This is a genomic window from Centipeda felix (assembly GCF_900186465.1).
Classification (GTDB): Bacteria; Bacillota; Negativicutes; order Selenomonadales; family Selenomonadaceae; genus Centipeda; species Centipeda felix.
This window is the reverse complement of sequence record NZ_LT891956.1, coordinates 110,425-130,353: the sequence shown is the minus strand read 5'-3', so window position 1 is coordinate 130,353 and position 19,929 is coordinate 110,425. Positions and strand designations below refer to the sequence as shown.

Annotated in this window: 22 protein-coding genes and 1 CRISPR repeat array; of the genes, 17 read left to right on the top strand and 5 right to left on the bottom strand. The window is 57.0% G+C overall.

Features of this window, described 5'->3' with window-relative positions:
• The 5 genes from C1713_RS01700 to rpmH all read right to left on the bottom strand — a co-directional run.
• The coding region (locus C1713_RS01700; protein WP_245870895.1) for a Jag N-terminal domain-containing protein at positions 1–414 on the bottom strand (414 nt) is incomplete at its 3' end.
• Positions 414–1,088, bottom strand: a complete 675-nt coding sequence (locus tag C1713_RS01695; RefSeq protein WP_102492824.1) for a YidC/Oxa1 family membrane protein insertase — start codon at positions 1,086–1,088, stop codon at positions 414–416. The genes C1713_RS01695 and C1713_RS01700, both read right to left, overlap by 1 nt.
• 74 nt (positions 1,089–1,162) lie before the next feature.
• Positions 1,163–1,372 (bottom strand): membrane protein insertion efficiency factor YidD, encoded by a 210-nt coding sequence (yidD, locus tag C1713_RS01690; protein WP_009753474.1) that lies wholly within the window; start codon positions 1,370–1,372, stop codon positions 1,163–1,165.
• Positions 1,369–1,761: a ribonuclease P protein component gene (rnpA, locus tag C1713_RS01685; protein WP_009753473.1), complete on the bottom strand. Its 393-nt coding sequence runs from the start codon at positions 1,759–1,761 to the stop codon at positions 1,369–1,371. Before rnpA ends, yidD begins: the two co-directional genes overlap by 4 nt.
• 53 nt (positions 1,762–1,814) lie before the next feature.
• Positions 1,815–1,949 carry a 50S ribosomal protein L34 gene (gene rpmH, locus C1713_RS01680; protein ID WP_006305399.1) on the bottom strand — a complete coding sequence of 45 codons (135 nt, stop codon included), beginning with the start codon at positions 1,947–1,949 and terminating at the stop codon, positions 1,815–1,817.
• A gap of 336 nt (positions 1,950–2,285) precedes the next feature.
• On the opposite strand from rpmH, the gene dnaA reads away from it, so the two are divergent.
• The 17 genes from dnaA to C1713_RS01585 all read left to right on the top strand — a co-directional run bounded on the left by dnaA (position 2,286) and on the right by C1713_RS01585 (position 19,895).
• A complete protein-coding gene (gene dnaA, locus C1713_RS01675; RefSeq protein WP_102492823.1) occupies positions 2,286–3,737 on the top strand; it encodes a chromosomal replication initiator protein DnaA in 1,452 nt (483 codons plus the stop codon).
• A gap of 326 nt (positions 3,738–4,063) precedes the next feature.
• Positions 4,064–5,206: a DNA polymerase III subunit beta gene (dnaN, locus tag C1713_RS01670; protein ID WP_102492822.1), complete on the top strand. Its 1,143-nt coding sequence runs from the start codon at positions 4,064–4,066 to the stop codon at positions 5,204–5,206.
• Positions 5,207–5,210: 4 nt separating this feature from the next.
• On the top strand, positions 5,211–5,423 hold the full coding sequence (locus C1713_RS01665; RefSeq protein ID WP_420852645.1) for an RNA-binding S4 domain-containing protein: 213 nt from the start codon (positions 5,211–5,213) through the stop codon (positions 5,421–5,423).
• 2 nt (positions 5,424–5,425) lie between these two features.
• On the top strand, positions 5,426–6,544 hold the full coding sequence (recF, locus tag C1713_RS01660) for a DNA replication/repair protein RecF (protein ID WP_102492820.1): 1,119 nt from the start codon (positions 5,426–5,428) through the stop codon (positions 6,542–6,544).
• Between the two features lie 196 nt (positions 6,545–6,740).
• Entirely contained in the window at positions 6,741–7,649 is a 909-nt protein-coding gene (locus C1713_RS01655; protein WP_102492819.1) for a DciA family protein, read from the top strand.
• Between the two features lie 12 nt (positions 7,650–7,661).
• Complete coding sequence (locus tag C1713_RS01650) at positions 7,662–8,003, top strand: nucleotidyltransferase family protein (RefSeq protein ID WP_102492818.1); 342 nt, start codon at positions 7,662–7,664, stop codon at positions 8,001–8,003.
• Positions 7,948–8,358, top strand: a complete 411-nt coding sequence (locus tag C1713_RS01645) for a HepT-like ribonuclease domain-containing protein (protein ID WP_102492817.1) — start codon at positions 7,948–7,950, stop codon at positions 8,356–8,358. The genes C1713_RS01650 and C1713_RS01645 overlap by 56 nt, the downstream gene beginning before the upstream one ends.
• 20 nt (positions 8,359–8,378) lie before the next feature.
• Complete coding sequence (locus C1713_RS12260; protein ID WP_071585461.1) at positions 8,379–8,504, top strand: secretion protein HlyD; 126 nt, start codon at positions 8,379–8,381, stop codon at positions 8,502–8,504.
• Between the two features lie 32 nt (positions 8,505–8,536).
• Positions 8,537–10,594: a DNA topoisomerase (ATP-hydrolyzing) subunit B gene (gene gyrB, locus C1713_RS01635; RefSeq protein WP_102492816.1), complete on the top strand. Its 2,058-nt coding sequence runs from the start codon at positions 8,537–8,539 to the stop codon at positions 10,592–10,594.
• Positions 10,595–10,988: 394 nt separating this feature from the next.
• The gene (locus C1713_RS01630; RefSeq protein WP_102492815.1) at positions 10,989–11,681 is read left to right on the top strand and encodes a DUF6882 domain-containing protein; all 693 of its coding nucleotides are present in this window, start codon (positions 10,989–10,991) and stop codon (positions 11,679–11,681) included.
• A gap of 544 nt (positions 11,682–12,225) precedes the next feature.
• A CRISPR array of direct repeats spans positions 12,226–12,834; the repeat unit is 37 nt; unit sequence GTTTCAATGCCGCACGCAGCATTGTGTGTGTTGGGAC.
• 390 nt (positions 12,835–13,224) lie between these two features.
• Positions 13,225–13,773, top strand: coding sequence for an NAD(P)-dependent oxidoreductase (locus tag C1713_RS01620; protein WP_102492919.1), 549 nt, complete (start codon positions 13,225–13,227; stop codon positions 13,771–13,773).
• Entirely contained in the window at positions 13,698–14,087 is a 390-nt protein-coding gene (locus C1713_RS12600) for a macro domain-containing protein (RefSeq protein WP_212669081.1), read from the top strand. The genes C1713_RS01620 and C1713_RS12600 overlap by 76 nt, the downstream gene beginning before the upstream one ends.
• Before the next feature lie 24 nt (positions 14,088–14,111).
• Positions 14,112–15,830 (top strand): hypothetical protein, encoded by a 1,719-nt coding sequence (locus C1713_RS01610; protein WP_102492814.1) that lies wholly within the window; start codon positions 14,112–14,114, stop codon positions 15,828–15,830.
• Positions 15,831–16,139: 309 nt separating this feature from the next.
• Positions 16,140–16,886, top strand: coding sequence for a glucosamine-6-phosphate deaminase (gene nagB, locus C1713_RS01605; RefSeq protein ID WP_212669080.1), 747 nt, complete (start codon positions 16,140–16,142; stop codon positions 16,884–16,886).
• A complete protein-coding gene (nagA, locus tag C1713_RS01600; protein ID WP_102492812.1) occupies positions 16,883–18,031 on the top strand; it encodes an N-acetylglucosamine-6-phosphate deacetylase in 1,149 nt (382 codons plus the stop codon). Before nagB ends, nagA begins: the two co-directional genes overlap by 4 nt.
• A gap of 63 nt (positions 18,032–18,094) precedes the next feature.
• Complete coding sequence (locus C1713_RS01595; RefSeq protein ID WP_102492811.1) at positions 18,095–18,766, top strand: N-acetylmannosamine-6-phosphate 2-epimerase; 672 nt, start codon at positions 18,095–18,097, stop codon at positions 18,764–18,766.
• Between the two features lie 253 nt (positions 18,767–19,019).
• A complete protein-coding gene (locus tag C1713_RS01585) occupies positions 19,020–19,895 on the top strand; it encodes an N-acetylneuraminate lyase (protein ID WP_170950745.1) in 876 nt (291 codons plus the stop codon).
• Positions 19,896–19,929: the final 34 nt, after the last annotated feature.

Here is a 19,929-nt window from a genome sequence, read left to right as displayed (position 1 = left end):
GTCGTCCCGTGCAGGACGCTCTCGCCGCGGGGCAGGTTCGCGCCGCTCGGTCTCCATGCGCGATCCATCGCCTGCCGCAGCGCGGCGTGCGGAGGAGCGCAGATCAGTGTGGTAGCGCTTGGCGCGCGGGTCGAAGCCGTCGTCCTCGCTGCGCGCGGGCACACTCTCCTCGCGCGGTGCAGCGGTGATGGTCGGCGGCGGCGGGGTCGGGATCTCCTGATGATGCGGACGGATGATGGGACGCGTCGTGACGCGGATGCGCGCCTCGCGTTTGCCCCAGAGCCCGAGGAAGCCGCCTGACGGCTCCTGAATCACCTCGTAGGTGACCTCCTCGCGGCCGCAGCCGAGTTTTTCCAGTGCTGCTGCGAGGGCATCCTCGACGGTCTTGCCTGTCGTCTCGATGATCTCCGCCATTACGCCGCCCCCTTTGCCGTCTTGTCCTCACCGCGGTACATCCACCACTGCTGGGCGATCTGGACTACGTTCATCGTGACCCAGTAGAGGACGAGTCCCGATGGGAAGGTGAGGCTGATCCAGCCGATGAAGAGCGGCATGACGGTCATCATGATCTTCATCTGACCCGTCATCTCACTGGAGGTCATTTTCTGCTGGAGGAAGGTCGTCGCCGCCGAGAGGACGGGGAGGATGTAGTAGGGATCCGGCTCGCTCATGCTCGGCAGCCAGAAGAACGACGCCGCCTCCGCGCTCGGGAAGGTAAAGTTAAAGAGCGCGTAGTACATGCCCATGAGGATCGGCATCTGTACGAGGAGCGGCAGACAGCCGGCGAGCGGGTTGACGCCCGCCTCGCGGAAGAGCTCGCCCGTCTTCTGCTGGAGCATCTGCGGGTCGTGCTTGTATTTTTCTTGGATTTTCTTCATCTTCGGCTGGATGTCCTGCATCGCCTTCATGGATTTGACCTGCTTGACGGTGAGCGGGTAGGTCACGAGCTTGATGAGGATGGTGAGCAGGATGATGGGAAAGCCGTAGCTCTCAAGGCCGGCGGCACTGGTAACGGAGTAGAATGCGCCGAGGATCGTCTGCAATATATGGATGATGGGCGCAAACAGATTGCTGAAAAATTCGATCAAGGATAGTTCCTCCTACGATTTGGGACGTTTGGTAGTCGAAGTCGTCTGTATTTCGGATGTTCGGAATCGTTTCGTTACGGTACGGGGTCATAGCCGCCCCGATGAAAGGGGTGACAGCGCAGGATGCGCCGCAGTGCCATCCACCCGCCGCGCCATGCGCCGTAGCGCGTGACCGCCTCCAAGGCATACGCTGAGCAGGTCGGGTAGTAGCGGCAATGCGGCAGAAAGAGCGGCGAAATCGCCGCGCGATAAAAGCGGATGAGGAAGAGCAGCAGGCGTTTCATCCGTGCTCCCTCCGATGTTTTTCCGATGCGCCGTCAGCAAAGATCCCCGCACGGCGGATGAGGCGGCGCAGGTCCTCGGCGGCGTCCTGCATCTTGCCGTCCGCGAGTCCCGCGCGCCCGATGAGGAGGATCCCCACATCGCCGCGCAGCTCATGCTGCAGACAGCGGTACGCCTCGCGCAGGAGGCGCTTCGTGCGGCTGCGCACGGCGGCACAGCCCAGTTTTTTCCCGGCGGCAAAGCCGACCTTTCCCGCGACACGCGGGTCGCGCAGGACATAGAGGATCATGCTCCGCCCCGCGACCGAGCGCCCCTTTTGATAGACGCACTGAAAGTCGCTGCGGCGCTTGATCATCCTGCTGCGCGGCAGTGTATATCTTTTCTGTTCCATATTCGTAAAAAAGAGGCCACCTGCGGTGACCTCCTGCCCAAAGTCCAGCGATATTACGCCGAAAGTTTCTTTCTTCCGCGCTGACGCCTTCTCTTGAGTACGAGGCGGCCGCCTTTCGTCTTCATGCGCTCACGGAATCCATGCGTCTTTTTTCTCCAATGATTGTTCGGCTGAAATGTTCTCTTCACCTCTCGTCACCTCCTTTTCTGCTGCAACGCGCGGCACATACCGCCGCGCAGGTAGTCTCGCGTGTGAATCAGGTCACATTATAGACGAAAAAACGCGCGTATGTCAAGGCACACGGGCATGATTTCGCCTTTTTTTTGGTGGATAAGACCAAAGCACCTGTTGATAAGTCCGCTTTTTTTTGATAAAATATCTCTTGGTTCATTGTGGAAAACCTGTGAAAACATCGTGCATAATTTTCGATCTTCACGGATTACCTAGCGTTTCACATCGGAAGAGTTATCCACAAGTGTGAATAACTCTGTTGATAACAAATTTTTACGAAGGGACAAAATTGTATGTCCGAAGAAAAGAACCTCGCCGACCTGTGGCAAAAAGTGCTGGATAAGACCAGCGGAATCATTCACGAAGACGCAGTAAAGAAGTGGATTTTGCCCATTGTGCCCGTTTCACTCAACGATAAGGAACTGCTGCTTGCCGTTGGCGAAGATATCCAGAAGCAATACGTAGAATCACGTCTGGGTGCACTGTTCGGTGATGTCATACAAAAGGCGCTCGGTGCCGACTATACGTTCCGGATCATTATTGATCCGGCGGCAGCATCCCAGAAAGAGCCGCCTGCGGTGAAGGAAATCCCGGTGGAACCCGCCATGGCAGAGGAGGCAGCCGCCGGGCATATCGCCGCGGACGAGCAGGCGACATACCCCACGCAGGGCAGTCTCCCGCTCACGCCGCCCGAGACGCATACGCCTGCACCGGACGACGCGACGACGCTCAACCCGAAGTATACCTTTGAGGCGTTCGTCATGGGACGCTCCAACCAGTTCTCGTACTCGATGGCAAAGGCGGTTGCGGATGCGCCTGGTCTCCCCTCACACAACCCGCTCTTCATTTACGGCGGCGTGGGGCTCGGCAAGACCCATCTGATGCACGCAGTCGGCCACAAGATTCTCGCGGATCACCCCGAGAAGCGCGTCCTTTACATTGCGAGCACGGATTTCACGAATGAATTTATCCGCTCCATTCGTGAGAAGAATATGGACGCATTCCGCGAGAAATACTACCATATCGACGTGCTGCTGATCGACGATATCCAGTTCTTCACGGGGCAGGAGCAGACGCAGACGGAGTTTTTCCAGACATTCAACAAGCTGCGCGACAACGGCAGCCAGATCATCCTGACCTCGGATCGCCAGCCGCAGGATGTCAAGGGGCTCGAGGATCGCCTGATCTCGCGCTTCGCGGGCGGCGTGGTCGTGGATATCCAGCCGCCGGAGTTCGAGACACGCGTCGCGATCCTCCAGAAAAAGGCACAGAGCGAGGACGTCGATATCCCCGCCGATGTGGTGACCTATATCGCGAGCCGCGTGGACAGCAACATCCGCGAGCTCGAGGGTGCCCTCACGCGCCTCATCAAATACGCCTCCATGATGCGTATGCCGATCAACGAGACGACCTGCGTCGCCGCGCTCGGCAACTATCTGCGCGGGGAGAAGGGGCGCCGCATCACGATGGAGATGATCGAGCGCATCGTCTGCACACATTTCAAAGTGACGAGCGAGGACATCCGCTCCACGAAGCGCAGCAACGACATCGCCTATCCGCGCCAGATCGCCATGTATCTCTGTCACGAGATGACGGAGGTATCGTGGCCGACGATCGGCGGCTTCTTTAACCGCGACCACTCGACGGTCATCCACGCGCACAAGAAGATCCAGAGTCTCACAGAGAGCGATCCCGCGACCGATGCACTCATCAAGTCGCTCTCCATCCAGATCCGCGGGATTTAAGGAATCGCTGATCCGTCGCACCGAATTGATCCGTACTTCCTTCACCGCATCAACCGTACGTCCCCCTGTGGACAACACTGTGCAGGAGACGTCTCATGACATGTGGACGTACTGTGGAAAAATGACTCATCCACTACCGATCTGTGTAACCTGTGGATAAGTCAGGCATAACTCGGCCTCAATTATCCACAGGCGCAGGCGCGTCAAAACTGGAGATTTTCCCATTTTCCACATATCCACAGCGCCTACTACTACCGTTACTATATTTATATATATCACGTGGCAATCGAAAACCACACGCCGCACAGAAAGCGAAAGGACTCATCATGAACATCACCCTGCCCAAGAGCGACCTGATCGCCGCGCTGCAGATCGTCAGCAAAGGGCTCTCGACCAAGCCGCAGACCCCGATTCTCTCCGGTGTCTATATGAACGCCAGAGAAGGACAGCTCGAACTCCAGACCACAAACTATGAGCTGGGATTTATCGTCACCATTCCCGCCGAAATTCATGGAACCGGCACCGCCGTTCTCCCCGGAAAGTATCTCACAGAGTTCGCACGCAAACTGCCCGCTGAGGAGGTCTCGATCAACACGGAGAGCTCCGACGGGCTCGCCGAGATCCGCTCGGGTACGGTACGATTCACCCTGCGCACGATGGAGGCCACGGACTTTCCTGTACTTCAACGTATGGACGGGACGCTGCAATTTTCCATCAAAGATCGTGTCCTTGCACGTCTTGTCAAGAAATCTGCTTTTGCCTGTCTCAAGGAGGAGCAGCGCGACCGGCGTCCGATCTTCACGGGCTGCCAGCTCGAGGTCGAGGGACGCGAGGTCACGTTCGCTGCGACGAACGTTCATCGTCTCGCGGTCAAGAGCGAGCAGCTGGAGGAGGAGGCCGGTCAGATCCGCGTCATCATCCCCGCACGCTTTTTAGAGGAAGTAACACGGACAATGAACAGCGATGTGCCGTCTGATGTCCATGTGTCGTGCTCCTATAATCAGATCAGTGTCTCGTTCGACAACATCTATATGACCTCGCGGCTCATTGAGGGCGCATTCCCCGACTATCGCCGCGTCATTCCGCAGGATGCGAATATCCGCACGAAGGTGACGCTCGATGTCGCGGCATTTTCGGCCGCCGTCGATCGCGCCTCACTCATTGCGCGTACGGATCAGTACAATATCGTCAAGCTGCGCTTTGCGGACGGGATGATGTGCATCTCCTCGAACAGCCCCGAGATCGGTGAGGCGGAGGAGACGATCGCGGCGCAGGTCGAGGGCGATGATGTGACGATCGCGTTCAACGCCTCCTATCTGATGGATGCGATGAAGTCGCTTGACAGCGATACGTGTATCCTCTCCCTACAGGGCTCAAACGAGCAGGGGGTCAACCTCTCGCCGATCACGATCCGCGAGGAGGCCGATCCGAACTATATCTATGTGGTAACGCCTGTGAGGACGCACTGACGTGATGGATATCGCGATTCATACCGATACGATCCAGCTGGATCAGTTTCTGAAACTGGCGGGGGCCGTGGCGAGCGGCGGCGAGGTCAAGGCGCTCCTCGCGGAGGGCATGATCCTGCGCAACGATGTGCCGGAGACGGCACGGCGGCGCAAGCTCGTCCCGGGTGATGTCATTACGATTGATGGCAGTAATACATACCGCGTCGTGCGCGTGTAACGATGCAGATCACAGAGCTGACGCTGCGCAGCTATCGCAGCTATGAGACGCTGCACCTCGCGTTCGATCCCGGGGTGCAGATCTTTCTCGGCGCGAATGCACAGGGCAAGACGAATATCATCGAGGCGCTCTACTACGCCGCCTTTGGACGCTCCCATCGCACATCGAGCGATGCGGAGCTCATTCGCGCGGGGGCAGACGGTGCACACATCGGTCTTTTGTTTCGGCGGCACGATGTGCCGGGCGAGCTCTCCTTTACCTTTGCCCGTGGGGCGCGGCGGCGCATTACCTACGCAGGAGAGAGTCTGCGCCAGCGCGACCTCGTCGGTCTCCTGCCGATGGTGCTCTTTTCCCCCGAGGATCTCTTTCTCGTCAAGGGGGCGCCGGCGCTCCGCCGTCGCTATCTCGATGCGGAGCTATCGCAGGCGAGTCCCGCCTACTACGGCGAGCTCCTGCGCTATACGCGCATCCTAAAGCAGCGCAACGCCGTGCTGAAGGATATCCGCGAGCGTCTCGCCGCGCCGGACGATCTCTTGCCGTGGGATGCGCAGCTCGCAAGGAGTGCCGCCTACATCGTGACGCGTCGTATCGCGGCAGTCGCTCAGCTCGGTGCGCTCTCCGCGCGCGTGCAGGCGGTGCTCGCGGCGGGCGAGGAGCTGACGCTCGCCTATGAGATCGCAGGCGCGGGGGCGGAGGACTTTGCCGAAGACGACATGACAGAGTCACTCCATCTATGGTATAATAAGATGCTATGCGAGGGGCGTGCGCGAGATATTGCGCGGGCGGCGACGGGCGTCGGCCCGCATCTCGATGATCTCGTCCTGCGCGTCGGCGGCATGAGCCTCAGGAGCTATGGCTCGCAGGGGCAGCAGCGTACGGGCGCGCTCGCGCTGAAGCTCGCGGAACTCTTTTACCTGCAGGAGAATATCGGCGAGGCGCCGATCCTCCTCCTCGATGATGTGATGAGCGAGCTCGATGCCGACCGCCGCCGCGCCCTCCTCGACTTTATCCGCCACGAGCACATCCAGACCTTTATCACGGCGACCGATGCGGCGTATTTCCCCGCAGAGCGCATGGGGACGTATCGGTATGTGGAGGCGGGGACAGTGCGGGAGAATTAAGGATTCGCATAGATTTTCCGTTGATGTGTGGAGAAGATGCGTCAATGTCATGCAGCGGAATGTATCCATGTTGCCTTAGCCTCCCCCGTACGATACGGGGGAGGGGGACCGCGCAAGCGGTGGAGGGGGCGCCATGGACGTATGGGATACCCAATCCGATGTATTGATGCGGGATTGACACAAAGGAGGAAGAGACGTGCGTACAACACTTGGCACGGCGGGCGCGGGCGACGATGTGCGCGCCGCGATTCGTCGCCTCGGTCCTTCCTTTGAGCGCGACTACATCACGCACACGACCCTCTCCCACTGGGCGGACATCATGGGGGAGATGGTCGCACGCCGCGTGCGTGCCGTTGCGGTGCGCGACAAGAAGCTATTTCTCTATGCGCCCGATGCGGTCTGGAAGAACGAGATGCGCATGAGTGCGCCCGAGATCGTCCAGCGGGTCAACAACTATGCGGGCGGACGCATGGTGACGGAGATCGCCTTTGCACGGACGATGCGCCCCGCTCTGCAGATGCCGGACGATGCCGCAGCGGAGACGCCTGCCGCCTATCGGCGTGTGCTCGCACAGACGGGACTGTCGGACGCCGAGATCGCACGCGGGGCGTCGCTCGCCGCCCGAATTGAGGACAGCGACCTGCGCACGCACATCGAGCGCGCCTATCTGACGACGCGCAAGGCACGCCATCTAAAGGAAGCGTGCGGACTCACCCCGTGCCCCGTCTGTGGGCGGCTCGTCCGCGGCGTCTGTATGGACTGTCGCCGCAGCGAGGCGCGCAGAGTGCGGCGCGAGGTGCGTGCCATCCTGCGGCGTGAGCCGTGGGCAAAGCTCGCGGACATCACGCGGCGCATCCCCGCGGCGGATGCACTCATGGTCGGCAGTGAGCGCGCCGACCTCATCCGCTGCATCGCAGGCCGCACGGAGTACACGGCGCAGGACAGCGAGAATGCGCGTCTCCTCACCATGCTGCACCGCGGCCTGCCGCCCGGAGAGGTCACATCGAAGAAGATACAGAGCACCTTCTGGGAACTGCGCAACGAGCTCATCACCACACGTGAGTTCTGGGAAGAGATGAAAAAACGCAAGGCGAAGAAATCGTAGGGGGTGACACCCATGATTCTCAGTATTGATGAAATCCGTGATAAAATCCGCCCCATCTGCGAGAAATACAAAATTGAAAAGGTATGGCTCTTCGGCTCCTATGCACGCGGCGAGGCACGTGAGGACAGCGATGTGGACTTTCATATGGAAGTTCCTAAGGGGATAGGGCTGTTTGGGCTCGGTGGTATTTATGCAGACCTCGAAGAAGCCCTGGGCAAAGAAATTGATCTGATTACGAGACTCCCGGAGGAGAATAAAATCTTCAAGAAATACGTCGAAAGGGAGGAGATACTTCTTTATGATCGTCAGCGAGAAGGATGCGCAGATCCTGCAAATTATCGTAAAGCATTGTGATGAGATTATCGAAATTTCTCGTCTCTTTGGAAAATCAAAAAAGGAATTCATAGAAAACTATGCATATCATAGTTCTTGCTCTATGCTGATTCAGACCATCGGAGAGGTTGTAAAAAAAATCTCGTCAGATTTTCTTGAGAAAGTTCCTGAAATTCCATGGAAAGATATTAAGAAAATGAGGAACTTGTTCGCGCATGATTACGACCATAGCCTTGATTTTGAAATTGTTTGGGATACGATTGAACAGAATATCCCAATTCTTAGGGAGGTTTGCGCCCATATCCTGAAAGAAAATAACTATGAGATCATTCGCGTAAAATCTCTGAAATTCCCTAGGGAATCGCTGATAAAATGAAGTCTGCCAGATTGGCGTAGATTTTTTGTCCGAACAAGGTGGAAAACCGGACGCATAGCAAAGGCTATGTGGAGGATTTTCCGCCGAAGTGCGGGCGAAAAAGATGCGTCAAGATGGTAGTGCTGAATTTATCAGTGCTTCCCTAAATAAGAAGTTCAATACCCCCAAGGAGGACATAATGGCAAAGAAAAATAACCCAAATGAAACGACGGACGAGCAGGCGGAGATCCGTCCGCTGACCCCCGAGGAGGCAAAGGAAGCCGCTGAGATGGCAGATGCGCCCGATCTTACGGGTATCGCGATCTCGGAGGAGGAGATGGGCGATGAGGTGACCGCCGTCGACGCCGACTACGGCGCGGGACAGATCCAAGTCCTCGAAGGACTGGAGGCGGTACGCAAGCGTCCCGGTATGTACATCGGCTCGACCTCCGAGCGCGGCCTGCATCACCTCGTCTATGAGGTCGTGGACAACTCCATCGACGAGGCGCTCGCGGGTTACTGCGACACGGTCGGCGTCACGATACACAAGGACAACAGCATCACCGTCACGGACAACGGACGCGGCATCCCCGTCGATATGCACGAGAGCGGCATGCCCGCCGTCGAGGTCGTTCTGACCGTCCTCCATGCGGGCGGCAAATTCGGCGGCGACGGCTACAAGGTCTCCGGCGGTCTGCACGGCGTCGGCGTCTCCGTCGTCAACGCCCTCTCCACGGAGATGGACGTCGAGGTGCGCCGCGACGGGAAAATCTTTGCGATCTCCTTTTCGCGCGGCGTCACCACGACGAAGCTGCACGAGATCGGCACATCTGATACAACGGGCACGCGCGTCCACTTCGTCCCCGACCCCGAGATCTTCACCGTCACGACCTACAGCTTTGACACGCTGAAGCATCGCCTGCGCGAGCTCGCCTTCCTCAACCACGGCATCACGATCACGCTCACCGACGAGCGCGGCGCCGAAGTGCGCAGCGAGACCTTCCACTTTGACGGCGGCATCCGCTCCTTCGTCTCCCACCTCAACCGCAAAAAGGAAACGATCAACGAGGAGCCGATCTACTTCAACGGCGTGAAGGACGACACCGTCGTTGAGATCGCCATGCAGTACAACGACAGCTATCAGGAAAATATCTACAGCTTTGTCAATAACATCAACACCGAGGAGGGCGGCACGCATCTCGCGGGCTTCAAGATCGCCCTCACGCGCGCGGCGAACGACTTTGCGCGCCGCCTGAACGTGCTGAAGGACAAGGACGGCAACCTCTCGGGCGAGGACGTGCGCGAGGGACTGACCGCCGTCATCAGCCTCAAGGTGCGCGAGCCGCAGTTCGAGGGGCAGACCAAGACGAAACTCGGCAACTCCGAGGTGCGCGGCATCGTGGACTCCATCGTCACCGAGGGACTGACGGAGTACTTCGAGGAGAACCCCGCCGTCACGAAAAAGGTGCTCGACAAGGCACTCATGGCGTCGCGCGCCCGCGAGGCGGCACGCAAGGCACGTGAGCTGACGCGCCGCAAGAACGCGCTTGAGGTCTCCAGCCTCCCCGGCAAGCTCGCGGACTGCTCCGTCAAGGATCCCGATCAATGCGAAATCTACATCGTCGAGGGCGACTCGGCAGGCGGCTCGGCAAAGCAGGGACGCGACCGCCGTTTCCAGGCGATCCTGCCCCTGCGCGGCAAGATCCTCAACGTGGAGAAGGCACGCCTCGACAAGATCTTTGCCAATGCCGAGATCCGCACGATGATCACGGCGTTCGGCACGGGCATCGGCGAGGAGTTTGACCTTGCGAAGCGCCGCTACAGCAAGATCATCATCATGACCGATGCAGACGTGGACGGCGCGCATATCCGCACGCTGCTCCTCACGTTCTTCTACCGCTACATGAAGCCGCTCGTCGACCACGGGCACGTCTACATCGCGCAGCCGCCGCTCTATCAGATCCGCAAGGACAAGAAGCATTTCTACACCTACTCCGACGATGAGCAGGCGAAGAAACTCGACGAGATCGGACGCGACGGCGTGACCATCCAGCGCTACAAGGGACTCGGCGAGATGAACCCCGAGCAGCTCTGGGAGACGACCATGAACCCCGAGGGGCGCACCATGCTGCAGGTCGGCGCAGAGGACGCCGAGGCGGCAGACGAGCTCTTCACCATCCTTATGGGCGACAAGGTCGAGCCGCGCCGCCAGTTCATCGAGGAGAACGCAAAACTCGTACGAAATCTGGATATTTGAGTTAGAAATCGATATGAAAAAAATCCCCTTGACGCCATGTGTGTCAAGGGGATTTTGTTGTCATACGTATGTTCCTGTGCTATACTAAACGCAAGCACTGTCGAAAGGGCGGTCGAATCTTGCCCCCGGAAAGGGGGCGATTGGTATGGGAACCTACGAATTCTTTACATTTCTCGTTGTGTTCACCGTGCTGATTATATCGGTGAAACGATAAAAGAGAAAACCCCGCCTTGCGTCTACCAAACCCTGGCGGGGAAATCTCGCTCATTATGGGGGCGACCGCTAGGCAGTGCCCTTTTATATCTCTATTCTATCATCTGCACATAACGCCGTCAAGGATTTCCATGCGTTGTATTCTTTTGATGTATTTTATGATCTATATGGAGGAACTACGATGAAGCAATTTCTCGACCAACTCGCTGTGCCGCGCGGGGACTGGACGGCGCTCTTTTCGGCCTGCCTCGGCAAGATGATCAGCGTTCAGCAAGCCTGTGCTGAGTACGTGGTGAAAAACGAGGACTGGAACGTCGATTTTGCGCGCGGCGTGATCAGCTTCGGCACGCGCGAATACCCGCTCCAGTTTATCGGCAGCGAGTCTGCATCGAGCGGCACATGGCTCTGGGGCTGGGAGAACATCAATGATTTCCCCGAAAAGATCATCCGCCTCGCGCGTGAGACGAGGGAGTTCGGTGAAGCGCAGCAGATCGAGGCACTGACGACGGACGAATTCGAACTGAACGATACCTATAACGGGCACAACCTCTCCATCGTTGCCTGCGGACTGGCGGACGGGTACGCCTACTATCGCTGTCCGCATGACGGCGGCGCATTCTTCGTCGGCCTGTCGGATGTGCCGGATGCGGTCTTTGATCCCGTTGATTTTCCGCGCTTTATTTCGACGGTATCGCAGTGCATCCAGCAGTTTGATGTGGATCACCGCATCCTGGTCGAGGGATTCCTGCGGTGGAATCAGACGCCGTACGAGCGGCACGGGTCACGCATCACGGCACATTTTACGCAGGATCTCATCATCGCCTTTGAGGATGTGGATGGAGCGCAGCGCATCTCCACCATGCGGAGCATCTGACTCCGATCAGAAATCCCCTTGATGCAGCATAGCATCAGGGGGATTTATTTATGCCATATACGTGTTTCTGTGATCGTGTAGTTTTCTCAAAAGAAGATATTGTATCTATTGAAATTCTATTTTGTCTGTGGTATTTCTAGGGAATCGCTGATAGAATGAGGTATGCCAGATTGGCGTAGATTTTTTGTCCGATTGAGGCAGCAAACCGGACGCATAGCGAGGGCTATGTGGAGGATTTGCTAACGAAAAGCGGGCGAAAAAGATGCGTCAAGATGGTCGTGCCGAATTTATCAGTGCTTCCTTTACATTTCTCGTTGTGTTCACCGTATTGATCATGTCGGTTAAACGATAAAAGAGAAAACCCGCCTCATGCATCCAAACTGTAGGCGGGGTTCTCTGCCAAAAATGAGGGGCAGCCGTCTATCGGCAGTGCCCTTTTGTATCTCTATACTAACATCTGTGCGCCGCATCGTTAAGATTGCTGTGCGATTTTTGCATACGAAAACGGCTCTGTGTGACCGAAAGGACACGCAGAGCCGTTTTGCTGTCAATGCCGCACGCAGCATTGTGTGTGTCGAGACGTCATCTCTTGTGGAAACCATGAGGTTCGTGATCTTCCGTTTCAATGCCGCACGCAGCATTGTGTGTGTCGAGACTTGTCGAGGAAATCGACGGCGTTCCAATTTCCGAGTTTCAATGCCGCACGCAGCATTGTGTGTGTTGGGACGCATTGCCGCGATTGTTGCAGCAGGATGGTGGCGTTTCAATGCCGCACGCAGCATTGTGTGTGTTGGGACGCATTGCCGCGATTGTTGCAGCAGGATGGTGGCGTTTCAATGCCGCACGCAGCATTGTGTGTGTTGGGACCGATATTCAAGTATGTTCACACCATCGGGGTGAGGTTTCAATGCCGCACGCAGCATTGTGTGTGTTGGGACCGATATTCAAGTATGTTCACACCATCGGGGTGAGGTTTCAATGCCGCACGCAGCATTGTGTGTGTTGGGACTCTTATGAACACCACCTATTTTGCCAGCCTCCGTTGTTTCAATGCCGCACGCAGCATTGTGTGTGTTGGGACGCGAATTTTCAGTGGCGAACACACTTTTGCTTATAGTTTCAATGCCGCACGCAGCATTGTGTGTGTTGGGACACTGTGTCCCGCAGCCCTTGTCCCGCGCGGGCTGAGAAGGCATTTTAGAAAGACGCGCTTTTTTGCGCCGTTTTTGGCGTCTGCGGATGAACTCTGCCCCGAAAAGTGGGGGATCCATCGGCGCTGTCCCTTGTGCGGTGCGGGCTGCACCGTTTTGGAAAGACGAAACGGCGGAATGCGGCTTTGCGCCCGTGCCGGAGCACTTTCCATTTCCTTCTCTTCTTATCTTAAGATAGCACACGCTTCGTTCTTTTTCAATGACGTTTTTGCGTCGATGCAGAGAGGTCGGTAAAAAATATATTGTACCTATTAAAATTCTATTTTATCTGTGTTATATTGCTGGTGTAATCAAAGAAATTACAAAATATAAATCAAATAGAGGAATTTATGATGAAAATTGCAGTTGTGGCATCCAATGGAAAGGCGAGCCGTGCGATTATTGAGGAGCTTGTGGCACGCGGACATGAGGTTACGGCGTTTGCACGTCATGAGAATCAGAGTGCGGCGAGGCATTTTGTGCAGAAGGACATTCTGGATCTGACGAAGGGGGATCTTGTGGGCTTTGATGCTGTCGTGGACGGGTTCGGTGCATTTACGCCGGAGACACTGCCGCTGCACACAAAGACGAGCCAGCATCTCGCCGATCTCGTTGCGGGGACGAATACGTGTCTCTACATCGTCGGCGGTGCAGGAAGTCTCTATGTCGATGCATCGCATAGGGTGCAGCTCCTGGATACGCCGGAGTTCCCGGCGGCGTTCTACGCAGTCGCCAAGGCACAGACCGAGGAACTGGCTGCCCTTCGTGCGCGCAAGGATGCAAAGTGGGTTTATGTCAGCCCGGCGGCAGAATGCTCCTCGCTGAGATGCCGGAGTATCGCGCGCAGGCGGCGGAGATCGGTGTGTCGGGAGAGCAGCAGCGGCGGCTTCTGCGCGCGCTGATGAATGTGCGTCCGCCGTGCCCGCTTTCGGGAGACTTTCTGGTGCTGCAGGATCAGCTGCTCTCAGCGGAGCGCGAGGCACGCGGCGTGGTGGATGTCATGGCGCTCCCGTCTGTCGTCTCTGATGCGCGTATTGCCCTCTATGCTCCGTGCGGCGGACTGCGTGCTCATCGTCCCCGTGCGGCATGCGCTGCGGATAGCGATTCCTTAGTTTTTGCATCCGATCGAATTTCTTGTTCCATGCGTGTGCCTATGCTATACTATTTTCTGTATCACGATGTCCATAAAAATAATAAAAGTAATAATAATAAATAATAACACAAAATATGGGGAGAGAAGATGAGCGATACCATTTACATCGAGCCGGATCTATCGTATCTGGAGGATCGTCTGGACGCGCTCGGCGACTTTGTCGGTGCGGCACACTCGGAGATCCATGCTGTCGGGCGCAGTGTCGATGATCTGCGTGGGGACGTGGAGACGCTGACGCAGGATTTTCATGCCTATGCGGCAAAACAGGAGCGGACGAACCGCATCCAGCTCGCGGAGATCCGTCTGGTGAAGCTGCGGCAGGAGATCGAGCATCGATTCGGACACTATGCGGAGATCCGCCGCATGGCGCGCGGCATTCTGGAGGCGAATGATCTCGCGGTCGTGCAGCGGGACACGCTGCGTGCGGCGGCAGAGGAGCTCATGCTCCATGCGCCCGGCTACTGGCTGGCACCGGCGCTCGTTGCGCTCGCGGCGTGGATCAGCGACGAGGAGGAGGTCGCAAACCGCGCATGCGCGGAGGCACTCCATCGTGACGATGAGAGAACGTCGCTCTTTTTTGCACTCGTCTGCCGCCGTTTTGGACGAAAAGAGGCAAGCCTGCACTGGCTGCAGCGCTACTTTGCCGGACTGGATGGCGGGGCGCTCGACCGCAAGGCGGCCATCGTCATTGATGCCTATGTGTCAGGCCTCCTCGGCCGCGATGCCGATGGGCTCATCCGCCGCCGGATCGACGGCTGGATCGATCGGTTCAGCCGGGTATATAGTTTTGCCGATGCGCAGGAAAAACGCTGGTATGAGGCGATGAAGGCGATGTGCCCCGCTCCGCCCGCAGAGGGCAGTTTTCCCTATCTGAGGGTGCATGCCAGATCGGCGTCGGAGGTGCTGGAGCATACGCTCTCGTGTGCGCGTCTCTATGAGAAACTCAGTACACATTTTCAGCAGATCGTCACGCAGACGGCGCCGCCCCGCACGCTGAAACAGCAGCTGGACAGCATCCTGGAGCGTCTGGCCGCCGATTTCGATGCGGCGGAAAAGCCGCTGCACATGGAGTCGATCCTTGAGAAGCTGGTTATCCATGAGGGCGGCAGGGAGGATCGTGCCCGCAAGATTTTGGCGGAGAAGGTGAAGGCCTTTGACGAGCGGCGCGACTTCATGCAGCTCCTGTCGGATGCGGCGATGCACCCGCAGGAGATGCAGGCGAGCCCCGCGCTGCAGAAAATGGCGCTTGCCCTTGGGCGTGATTCGATTCTTTCCGCCTTTCGCGATATTGTCGCGGAGAACCGCGCCGCCATCCCGCAGACCATCAAATTTAAGATTCTTGCATTTGATAACGAGACAGAGGACGGCTCCAATGAGGAAAAACTGCTGCGGTTATTTGTCACGTGGAACGACGTTCAGCGCATGATCCGCATGCGTCCCTATGAGCTGTCCTCACAGGAAAAGCTCTTCCGATGGATATGGCTCCTTCCCGTGATGCTCGGTCTCTACGGTGGGGAGGTATACTGGACGGCACTCGGCATCGCCGCCGGCGCGGTGATCTTTAACGCGTATATCAAGGCGAAAAAACGCATGGACAGCATCCATGCGCGCATTACGGAGGAGTATCAGAAACAGGAGGAGGAGGGTACGCAGATGCTCCGCGGGGTGATCGCGGAGATCGTGGACTACCGCACGGAGATCGCACGGCTCGATGCGGAGAGCGAGAAGGTCATTGACCTCCTGCAGGGACTGAATCCGGCACAGTTTATGGCATCAGCGGACGGCAGTCGGCGCGTACAGGTATGAGGTGATATCTTTTCACTGGGGGATCACAAAACGGCGGGATGAGTATAAAAGAAGGACGATGATATGAGGAGGATGCAGCCCCTCGCATGATCGTCCTTCTTTTTTATTGTTTTCTATTAAGAAACTGCTGATAAAATCGGCAGAATCGTCGATCGCAATATGTTTATCCTATGAAAACGAAAAATATTTTCTTTTATTAACGATAAATAGATATTTTTCAATTATTTTGTGAAAAATAATTGAAAAATATCACAGATTATGTTATATTGTAGGAGATTTCGGACGAGTTTTATCGAAAGGAGAATTGCATTGCGTATTATTTATACCGACACCTATCAGAATATGAGCAAGGAGGCGGCGAAGATCCTTGCGGGGCAGCTCTGGGTCAAACCGGACTCGGTTCTGGGACTTGCCACAGGCAGTACGCCGGTCGAGCTCTATCAGAATCTGGTTTGGCTGCATGAGGCCGTGGGGCTGGATTTCTCCGAGGCAACGTCATTCAATCTGGACGAGTATGTCGGCCTGCCTGAGGACGATCCGCAGAGCTATCACCGCTTTATGCACGAGAATCTCTTTGACCATGTGAATATACGGAAGGATCACATCTTCTTCCCAAACGGCATGGCAAAGGATGCAGACGCCGAGACGGCGCGCTACGAGGCGGCGATTGCGGCGGCGGGCGGCATCGATATGCAGCTCCTCGGGATCGGGCGCAACGCGCACATCGGCTTCAATGAGCCGGGCGAGGCGTTCGCACGGACGACGCACAAGGTGGTGCTCAAGGAGAGCACCATCGAGGCAAATTCACGCTTCTTCTCCTCTCCTGATGAGGTGCCGCGTGAGGCGATGAGCATGGGCATCGGCACGATCTTTCATGCACGCCATATCGTCCTCATGGCAAGCGGCGCAGAGAAGGCAGAGGCGGTGCGCGATGCGGTATGCGGAACGATTACGCCGCGCGTCCCCGCCTCCATCCTCCAGCTGCATCCGCAGGTCACGCTCATCGTTGACCGTGAGGCGGGCGCGCTGCTGCGGGAATCGAGTGATACGAAATGAGAGCCATCCAAAACGGCGTTCTCATCCTGCCGAGCGCGGACGGACATTTTACCGCGCAGGAGGGTCTTGTCCTCTGCTATGATGAACGCATCACGAACATCCTGCCGGCGGCAGAGTTTCGTGCGGCAGATGCCGAAATGGTGATTGATGCGGCAGGTGCGTATGTTGCTCCCGGATTTCTGAACGTCCACATTCACGGATGTGACGGCGCGGATACAATGGATGAGGACGCAGATGCCCTCCGCCGCATCGCCGCATTTCAGGCGCGGACGGGTGTTACCTCCTTCCTGCCGACCACGATGACTTGTGCCTTTGATGCCGTAGAGCGCGCACTTATGCGTATCCGCCGCGCGATGAACGCCGATGGCACGGGGGCGCGCGTCCTCGGTGCACACATGGAGGGCCCCTTCATCAGTCCCGCGAAGAAGGGAGCACAGGACGAGCAGTACATTCTGCCGCCCGCATTCGCGAAGATCGCGCCCTATGCGGATGTCATCAAGATCATCACGATCGCGCCCGAGATGCTGACAGAGGAGGACTTTATTGCGCAGTGCCGCACGCACGGCATCATCGTCTCGCTTGGCCATACGGCGGCGGACTACGATACGGCGCACACCGCGATTCGCCGTGGTGCAGGTCATATCACGCATCTCTGCAACGCCATGACGGGGCTGAATCATCGCCGTCCCGGTGTTCTCGGCGCGGCGCTCGACAGCGATGCAAACTGCGAGCTGATCGTCGATAACGTCCATGTCCACCCCGCCATGCAGCGCATCATCTACGCGGCGAAGCGCGGTGCGCACATCATCCCCATCACGGACTCCCTGCGTGCCTGCGGGCTCGGCGACGGCGTCTCGGAACTCGGCGGGCAGAAGGTATTCGTCAAGGGAACGCTTGCGACACTCGCGGACGGAACCATCGCGGGCAGTGTACTCTGCCTGAATCACGGACTTTCGATTTTTCGTGAGAATACGGGGGCGTCCATCCCTGCCGTCGTGGAGACGGCGACGCGCACCCCGGCCGAGGAGCTCGGTGTCTATGACCGTCTCGGCTCGCTCACGGTCGGAAAATACGCCGATATTGCGATCTTCGATGAGCAGTTCCGGATACATCACACAGTGATTGGCGGGCGGGATTGTTTTTGAAGAATAAATATATAACAATTACTAAAAATAGAAATAAATTTAAATAAATTGGAGGCTGTTTCAATGAATTTCTTTGACAAGGTCAAGGGAAAGCTCATTATTTCCTGTCAGGCACTCGCGGACGAACCGCTCTGCAGTCCATTCATCATGGGGCGCATGGCGCGCGCAGCAAAGGAAGGCGGCGCGGTCGGCATTCGCGCGCAGAGTGTGGCGGACATCGATGAGATCCGTGCCGTCACGCAGCTGCCTGTGATTGGTCTCATCAAGCAGACCTATGCGGACTCGGAGATCTACATCACACCGACGATGCGCGAGGCAGAGGCACTGATCGGGACGGGATGTGAGATGATCGCCCTCGATATGACGAACCGTGAGCGTCCGCAGGAGACGGATGTGCGTGACCTTATTGCACGAATTCATGCGGCGCATCGCCTCGTGCTCGCCGATATTTCGACCTATGAAGAGGGTATGAAGGCAGCGGAGCTCGGCGCGGATGCCGTCTCGACCACGATGTCGGGCTATACGCCGTACAGCCCGCAGATCGCGGGGCCGGACTTCGAGCTGATGCAGCGTCTTGCAAAGGATGCGCCCGTGCCTGTCTTTGCGGAGGGGCGCATCAACACGCCGGAGGAACTGGTACAGGTGATGCAGACGGGCGTCTTCGGCGCGATTGTTGGCTCTGCCATCACGCGTCCCCAGCTGATTGCGCGGCGGTTTACCGAGGCGATTGCATAATATAGAGAGATAAGGAAGCACTGATAAATTCGGTACAACCATCTTGACGCATCTTTTTTGCCCGCACTTCGGCGGAAAATCCTCCACAGAGCACCACTCTGCGTCCGGTTTTCCACCTCGTTCGGACGAAAAAATCTACGCCAATCTGGCAGACCTCATTTTATCAGTGATTCCATAAAATTACTGAGCAATCTCTTGCAAGTGATATTGCTCAGTGAGAGATGTTATTATTTTATTCAAAGGAGAAATTATCATGAAAGATCTTAAGGGACTGTATTCTGCACTGCTCTGCTCGTTCCATGAGGATGGCACGCTCAACGAGAAAGGACTGCGCCAGATCATCCGCCACAACATCGACCACAACAAGATGGATGGGCTCTATGTCGGCGGCAGCACGGGCGAGAACTTCATGCTCTCGACCGATGAGAAAAAGCGCATTTTTGAGATCGCAAAGGACGAGGCAAAGGACGATGTCACCCTCATCGCGCAGGTTGGTTCGATCAATCTCAAGGAGTCCATCGAGCTTGCGAAGTTTGTGACGGATCTCGGCTATGATGCGCTCAGTGCGGTCACGCCGTTCTACTACAAGTTCAGCTTTGATGAGGTACGCCACTACTACGAGAGCATCATCGCGGATGTGGACAACCGTATGATCATCTACTTCATCCCGTTCCTCACAGGCGTCAACATCAGTATTCCGCAGTTTGAGAAGCTGTTCTCGAACAAGAAGATTGTCGGCGTCAAGTTCACGCAGGGCGACTTCTACCTCCTGGAGCGCATGCGCAAGGCGTTCCCGGACAAGCTCATCTTCGCCGGGTTCGACGAGATGCTTCTCCCCGCGACGGTGCTCGGCATCGACGGTGCGATCGGCTCGACCTATAACGTCAACGCGGCGCGCGCCCGTCAGATCTATGACCTCGCCCATGCGAACAAGATCAGCGAAGCACTCGAGGTACAGCACATTACGAACGATCTCATCACGGATATCCTCGATAATGGACTCTATGGCACGATCAAGCTGCTTCTCGCGGAGCAGGGCGTCGAGGCAGGCTGCTGCCGTGAGCCGATGAAGGCGTATACGCCGGAGATGCGTGCACGCGCCAAGGAGATCTACAAGAAGTATTTCTGAGAAGATTGGTATCGTGTGCAGCCGCATCCAAAGC